Origin of the sequence: Acetobacter senegalensis (assembly GCF_001580995.1) — a bacterium.
GTDB classification, from domain to species: Bacteria; Pseudomonadota; Alphaproteobacteria; order Acetobacterales; family Acetobacteraceae; genus Acetobacter; species Acetobacter senegalensis.
On sequence record NZ_LHZU01000027.1, the window covers coordinates 1 to 1,132 of the forward strand.

At 64.3% G+C, this 1,132-nt stretch carries 1 protein-coding gene; it reads right to left on the minus strand.

Annotated elements, in window-relative coordinates:
* Positions 1–145: 145 nt before the first annotated feature.
* Positions 146–1,081, minus strand: a complete 936-nt coding sequence (locus tag AD948_RS00160; protein WP_061470218.1) for a DUF2493 domain-containing protein — start codon at positions 1,079–1,081, stop codon at positions 146–148.
* Positions 1,082–1,132 lie beyond the last annotated feature (51 nt).

Genomic DNA, 1,132 nt, shown 5'->3' on the forward strand with positions numbered 1-1,132 from the left:
TCCGGGGCGCGGTCCATCCCGTTTGCTTCAACCGGCAGCGCAGGCAACGGGGAGCCCGACGGACAGTTCTGATCGATCGTTACCACGCGAAAAATCGTTTGTGGCACTCATCGTTTTCGGGATGCATCGAAAAAGACAATGGCGCTTACGCGCCACTGTCCTTGCGGAACCGCCAGACCGGGATGCCCATCTGTTTGGCCTTGTCGGCCAGATTGTCCTGAATGCCCGATCCGGGGAACACCATGACCCCGACAGGAAGGACTTTCAGCAGGGCGTCATTCCGCCGGAACGGGGCAGCCTTGCCGTGCCGGTTCCAGTCCGGTTTGAAGGCGATCTGCGCGACCTCGCGATGATCGGCCCAGCGGGAGGCGATGAATTCCGCCCCCTTCGGTGAACCGCCATGCAGCAGCACCATGTCGGGATGCTTCTCGCGCACCTTGTCCAGCCGGCTCCAGATCAGGTGATGGTCCTCGTAATCGAGACCGCCGGTCACCGCGACCTTTGGCCCGGGAGGCACGAGCAGCTCCGTTTCGGCCTTGCGGCGGGCGTTGAGGAAATCACGGCTGTCGATCATGGACGCCGTCAGGGTGCTGCGGCTGACCAGCGATCCGGAGCGTGGTCGCCAGGGCGACATCGTCAGGCGTTCGAACTGGTCGCAGGCCAGATCGCGAAAGATCTCGTAGGCGTTGCGTCGTTCCAGCAGGGTCAGCCCTTCGGCGATGAGGCGTTCCAGTTCCACCGAGCGGATCTCGCTGCCATCCTGTTCCTGCTGGCTGCGCTTCTGCGCCGCCTCGTTGCGGTCAAGATCGCGCTCCACCTGCCCGACCATACGGTGAAAGACGTTGACGGTGGACCAGAGCAGCGGTTCGAGATCGGGCTCCAGCCGGGTTTCGGTCAGCGTGGCTGACAGGGCGTCGAAGATATCGGCCACCGCGCCCTCGATCTGGCTGGCGTCGGGCAGCGGCCTCGCGTCAAGCTCATCCTCAAATGGACGGTGGCCATAAAGCTGGAGTTCGGCCAGCACGTGGGCGGTGGAAGAGGTGGCGTGGGCGGGTTCGAAATCGTCCTGTGTGCGGGTCATGGGTCTGTCCTCCGGTTCTGGCCGCGCCCCTCGCGGCCTTTCCGGGGGCGG

Coding starts and splice junctions, on each gene's coding strand:
- AD948_RS00160 (WP_061470218.1), bottom strand. CDS start 1,081: ATGACCCGCACACAGGACGATTTCGAACCCGCCCACGCCACCTCTTCC.